Source organism: Trebonia sp., from assembly GCF_049794275.1.
Classification (GTDB): domain Bacteria; phylum Actinomycetota; class Actinomycetes; order Streptosporangiales; family Streptosporangiaceae; genus Trebonia.
Map to the genome: position 1 here is coordinate 1 of NZ_JBARCR010000445.1, position 4,778 is coordinate 4,778.

Below are 4,778 nucleotides of genomic sequence, written 5' to 3' on the forward strand. Positions count from 1 at the left end.
CGGCCGGCCAGCGCCGCGCCGAGCAGGTACGGCGGCACCAGCAGGTCAGCCTCAGGCAGCTCGAGCGGCCGCGGCACGGCGACCGCGAACCGCGACCTGCCGCCGACAGACCGCAGCGCGGCGGCCATTTCGCCCGTGGTGACCACCTGCGGCGGCACGAACCCGGCGGCGTGCGAGGTCCAGGTCACCCACTGGTGCTGCTCGTCGGCGACGATCACCTCGCCGTCGGAGAACTCGACCTGAAAGCACGGCCGCCCGCGCATGATCTCGGTCGCGGCGACCACCCGCGTCGGCTTGCCGTCCGCGCCCAGCAGCAGGTCCCCTGGGCGCACCAGTCCCATCGTCGTCCACCCGAACGGGGTTGGCAGCGGCGTGTCCAGCGCCAGCGCCTTGCCGACGGCGGGCCGGGCCGCGATGACGATCATCTGCCCGGCGTGCAGGCCGTTGGTGAGCGCGTCCAGGTCGGCGAACCCGGTCGGCACGCCGGTGATACCGCCGCCGTGCGCGCCGATCGCCTCGATCTCCTCGAGCGCGCCCGGCATGATCTCCGACAGCGAGTGATAGTCCTCGGCGAGCCGCCGGTCGGTGACGGAGAACACCTCGGCCTGCGCCCGGTCCACGAGCTCGTCGGCCTCGCCGTCGCCGGCGTAGCCGAACTGCACGATCCGGGTGCCGGCCTCCACCAGCCGCCGCAGGATCGCGCGCTCCCGCACGATCCGCGCGTAGTAGCCGGCGTTGGCCGCGGTCGGCACGGACGCGATCAGCGTGTGCAGGTACGGCGCGCCGCCGATGCGGCTGAGCTCACCGCGCCTGCTCAGCTCGTTGGAGACCGTGATCGGGTCTGCTGGCTCGCCGCGCGCATACAGGTCGAGGATCGCCTCGTGCACGAGCTGGTGCGCGGGCCGGTAGTGGTCGACGGGCCTGATGACCTCGATCACGTCCGAGATCGCGTCCTTGGACAGCAGCATCCCGCCAAGCACGCACTGTTCGGCGGCGACGTCGTGCGGCGGCATGCGCTCGAATTCTTCGCCCCGCTGCGCCACCTCGGCCACGCTCACCGCACGCCACCTCCCCCAGACCTCACAAGGCTCGTCCCCGTCATAGACACCATCATCCGGGGAACTCTGACATTCTGGCGGCAGGCGCGCGGGGCGGCCAGCAGGTCGTGTGGATAACTCGTGGAGAACCAGCCGGCTAACTTGTGCGCAGCATGGGGACTTGGCTGTGGACCACGCTGTTTCCTTGCCGGTCCGCACCGACCCTGGCCTGCCAAGTCGCAGTCAACAGGGTGTGCAGGAGAAAAACCTGCAAGAATTTTTCGAAGAGTTATCCACAGAAATATCCACAGGTCGCAACCGCTTGCCTGTGGAAAACCGGTGCGACTTGGCGGCTGGCCGGGATCCTTTCCCATCTTCGGAACGGGCCCGTGGCGTCTCTCCCGTCACGCCGACCTGTCTGGGGCAGCACGGCGGACCGGCTGCGGCCGGTCACCAGACTCGGCTATCCTTCGCGTGTGTGTTCGATCACGGGGGCAGCGATCGACCGGATCGCGGCAGCGATTGACCAGCTAGCGAGCGATGCGCGGGGAGAAGGCGGTGAGCCGCGGCCCGGCGAGCTCGCCGCCCGGGTCGCCGAGTTGTGGCTGATGGTCAGCGCTCTGGACCCCGAGCTGGCCAGGCGCAAGGAGCACTACACGAAGCCAGCCGACGGCACGCCCTCGTCCTGAGGGCGCACCGCCGGCTGGGCAGTGCGGGCACAGCAGAAGCCTGTGGACTCGGTCGGCTGTGGACTCGGCTGTGGAAGAGGCCTTGCGGACCTGTGGATCAGGCGGGCTATAGATCAGCCAGCGGTGATTTCGATGTTGACCGCGGCGCTTACCTCGGGGTGCAGCCGCACCTGGACGCGGTGCGACCCGGCCGACTTGATCGGGTCCGGCACGATGATCTTGCGCCGGTCGAGCTCGGGGCCGCCGGCTTCGCGGACCGCCGCGGCGATGTCCGCCGGTCCCACCGATCCGAACAGCCGACCGTTCGTCCCGGCCCGCCGCCTCATCCGGACGGTCAGCCGCTCCAGCTGGGCGGCGACCGCCTGCGCGTCCTCAAGGGTGCGGATCTCGCGGGCGGAACGCGCCCGCTTGATCAGGTCGACCTGCTTCTCCGCGCCGCGTGTCCACGGCATCGCGAACCCGCGCGGGAGCAGGTAGTTGCGGCCGTAGCCGGCCGCGACGTCCACCACGTCACCAGGCGTGCCGAGGCCGCCGACCTCCTGGGTCAGGATCAGCTTCATACGAGACATCGGTCAGTCCTCCCCTGCCTCAGCGAGCCGTGCTGGTGTAGGGGAGCAGCGCCATCTCGCGGGCGTTCTTGATCGCCGTCGCGACGTCGCGCTGGTGCCTCGTGCAGTTACCGGTCACCCGGCGGGCACGGATCTTGCCACGGTCGGAGATGTACTTGCGGAGCAGCCCCGTGTCCTTGTAGTCCACGTAACTGATCTTGTCGTGACAGAACGCGCAGACCTTCTTCTTCGGCTTGCGCAGTGGTGGCTTCGCCATCATGGTGCTCCTTTAGAGAGCCCCGCTTCGCGGGGATGGTGTCGTCCTGGCTGCGCCAGGACGTGTTGGTTGATTAGAAAGGCGGTTCGTCGGAGTAGCCGCCGCCGTTGCTGTCGGACGCCCACGGGTCTTCCTGGCGGCCGCCGCCAGACGAGCTCTGCCCGCCCTGGCCGCCCTGGCCGCCGCCGCCTTGGCCGCCGCCGTACCCGCTGCCGCTGCGCTGAGCCCGGGTGACCTTAGCGGAAGCGTTCCGCAGGGACGGGCCGACGTCGTCGACCTCGACCTCGTACACGGTCCGCTTCTCGCCTTCCTTGGTCTCGTAGCTCCGCTGCCGCAGCCGACCGGAGACGATGACTCGCATCCCTCGCTGCAGGGACTCGGCCACGTTCTCCGCGGCCTGCCGCCACACGTTGCAGGAGAGGAAGAGGCTGTCGCCGTCCTTCCACTCGTTGGTGGCCGCGTCCCTGATCCGTGGCGTCGAGGCGACGCGGAAGGTCGCCACCGGCTGCCCGGACGACGTGAACCTGAGCTCAGGATCGGCGACGAGGTTGCCGACAATCGTGATCGGGGTGTCACCAGCCGCCATCGCGTGCCTCCAGATCGCTGACGAGATGTGGTGGGGTTGGGCCGGTCTAGCGGTGCTCGGGCCGCAGGACCTTGGTCCGCAGCACACCCTCGTTGAGGTTGAGCTGGCGGTCGAGCTCCTGGACGGTCGCGGGCTCCGCGGTCAGGTCAACGACGGCGTAGATGCCTTCCGGCTTCTTGTCGATCGGGTAGGAGAGCCGGCGCTTGCCCCAGATGTCAAGGTTGCCGACCGTGCCGCCGTCGGTGGTCACGACCTTGAGGAACCCCTCAAGCGACGGCTGCACCGTGCGCTCCTCGAGGTTCGGGTCGAGAATAATCATGAGTTCGTAGTGGCGCATGCGCCCATGCCTCCTCTGGACTGACGCGGTCACGGTCTTTCCGTGACAGGAGGGTGCGGACAGCAGAACATAGGTACGCCACCGCCCGCAGCGTCTCACTCTACTGCATTCCCGGACCTGCATTCCCCGGTCCGCATTCCGTGTTCTGCATTCCCGGGCTCGCAGTGGGTAAGACTCGCCACGGGAAGACCCAGACGAAGGAGTAGACCCCTGGAGGCCGGAGTGGCAGGTACCGTCAGGACGCGCAGCCGCTTGCCGCACATCACGCTCAACTCGGACGGGCGGTCGCACCCGCTGGTCAACGCCCTCGCCATCGTCACGCTGGTGCTCGGCCTGCTGTCGTTCGTGCTCGGGCTGGTCATCAGGAACGTCCCGAGCGCCGACAGCACGGCCATGGCCATCCTGACCGCGGTCACCGGCCTGGTGTCATTGGTGGTGGGCCTGTACGCGCAGATGATCTCGGCGACCCGCGAGGAGCGGATCGTGATCGTGACCGGCATCATCGCGGGCTTCGTCGGCCTGGCGCTCGGCCTGGCGCACGGCGGATTCTCGTAGCGGGGCCCGTCATATGCTCTAAGGCATGGTGCGCATCGGAGGGCATTTCCACAGCGACGACCCGCTAGCGGAGGCGGTCGCCTGCGACGCGCGGCTCGCGCAGTTCTTCCTTGGCGACCCGCAGGGCTGGAAGGGGCCGGTGATTCCCGGCGGGGACCCGGACGCCGTGCGCGACGCGTACGCGAAGGCCGACGTGGACGTTTACATCCACGCGCCATACGTGATCAACGTGGCGACAACCAACAACAGGATCAGGATCCCGTCCCGCAAGCTGCTCGAGCAGCAGCTCAAGGCGGCGGCTTCGATAGGGGCGAAGGGGCTGATCGTGCACGGCGGGCACGTCAACGCGGGAGTGGACCCCGCGGAAGGCCTGGAGAACTGGGTCAAGGCGGTCGAGCGGATCGAACGGCCGCTGCCGATGCTGATCGAGAACACCGCGGGCGGCAACGGCGCGATGGCCAGGTCGCTTGACGCCATCGCGCGGCTGTGGGAGGCGGTCAGCTCAGCCGCGGGCGATGGCGGCGAGGTCGGATTCTGCCTGGACACCTGTCACGCCTATTCGGCGGGCATCGACCTGGCGGACGTGGTGGACCGGGTCAAGGCGATCACCGGCCGGATCGACCTGGTGCACTGCAACAACTCACGGGACGAGTTCGATTCGGGCGCCGACAGGCACGCGAACCTCGACGCGGGCACCATCGACGCCGGGGCGCTGCTCGACGTGGTGCGGGCGGCAGGCGCGCCGACGG

At 68.8% G+C, this 4,778-nt stretch carries 8 protein-coding genes; 3 read left to right on the forward strand and 5 right to left on the reverse strand.

Going from position 1 to position 4,778, the window contains the following annotated elements:
- Positions 1–1,013, reverse strand: a 1,013-nt coding sequence (locus WA805_RS12270; RefSeq protein ID WP_425242394.1) for a DnaB-like helicase N-terminal domain-containing protein, incomplete at its 3' end; no start/stop codon positions are given.
- 500 nt (positions 1,014–1,513) lie between these two features.
- Between WA805_RS12270 and WA805_RS12275 the strand changes: the two genes are divergently transcribed.
- Positions 1,514–1,726 carry a hypothetical protein gene (locus WA805_RS12275; RefSeq protein WP_422276775.1) on the forward strand — a complete coding sequence of 71 codons (213 nt, stop codon included), beginning with the start codon at positions 1,514–1,516 and terminating at the stop codon, positions 1,724–1,726.
- Positions 1,727–1,839: 113 nt separating this feature from the next.
- Here the strand turns inward: WA805_RS12275 and rplI are convergent, their stop codons facing one another.
- The 4 genes from rplI to rpsF form a co-directional block, all read right to left on the reverse strand.
- The gene (gene rplI, locus WA805_RS12280; RefSeq protein ID WP_422276791.1) at positions 1,840–2,286 is read right to left on the reverse strand and encodes a 50S ribosomal protein L9; all 447 of its coding nucleotides are present in this window, start codon (positions 2,284–2,286) and stop codon (positions 1,840–1,842) included.
- A gap of 28 nt (positions 2,287–2,314) precedes the next feature.
- Positions 2,315–2,551 carry a 30S ribosomal protein S18 gene (gene rpsR / locus WA805_RS12285; RefSeq protein ID WP_422276777.1) on the reverse strand — a complete coding sequence of 79 codons (237 nt, stop codon included), beginning with the start codon at positions 2,549–2,551 and terminating at the stop codon, positions 2,315–2,317.
- A 73-nt stretch (positions 2,552–2,624) separates the two neighbouring features.
- Positions 2,625–3,137 carry a single-stranded DNA-binding protein gene (locus WA805_RS12290; RefSeq protein WP_422327310.1) on the reverse strand — a complete coding sequence of 171 codons (513 nt, stop codon included), beginning with the start codon at positions 3,135–3,137 and terminating at the stop codon, positions 2,625–2,627.
- A gap of 46 nt (positions 3,138–3,183) precedes the next feature.
- Positions 3,184–3,474, reverse strand: a complete 291-nt coding sequence (gene rpsF / locus WA805_RS12295) for a 30S ribosomal protein S6 (protein WP_422276781.1) — start codon at positions 3,472–3,474, stop codon at positions 3,184–3,186.
- A gap of 222 nt (positions 3,475–3,696) precedes the next feature.
- Between rpsF and WA805_RS12300 the strand changes: the two genes are divergently transcribed.
- Both WA805_RS12300 and WA805_RS12305 read left to right on the forward strand, forming a co-directional pair.
- Entirely contained in the window at positions 3,697–4,029 is a 333-nt protein-coding gene (locus WA805_RS12300; RefSeq protein ID WP_422276783.1) for a hypothetical protein, read from the forward strand.
- Between the two features lie 25 nt (positions 4,030–4,054).
- On the forward strand, positions 4,055–4,778 hold a 724-nt coding region (locus WA805_RS12305), incomplete at its 3' end, for a deoxyribonuclease IV (protein WP_425242393.1).

Excerpts from the sequence above, each read along its gene's own strand:
- rplI (WP_422276791.1), bottom strand. The coding sequence starts at position 2,286 with ATGAAGCTGATCCTGACCCAGGAGGTCGGCGGCCTCGGCACGCCTGGT.
- rpsR (WP_422276777.1), bottom strand. The coding sequence starts at position 2,551 with ATGGCGAAGCCACCACTGCGCAAGCCGAAGAAGAAGGTCTGCGCGTTC.
- WA805_RS12290 (WP_422327310.1), bottom strand. The coding sequence starts at position 3,137 with ATGGCGGCTGGTGACACCCCGATCACGATTGTCGGCAACCTCGTCGCC.
- rpsF (WP_422276781.1), bottom strand. The coding sequence starts at position 3,474 with ATGCGCCACTACGAACTCATGATTATTCTCGACCCGAACCTCGAGGAG.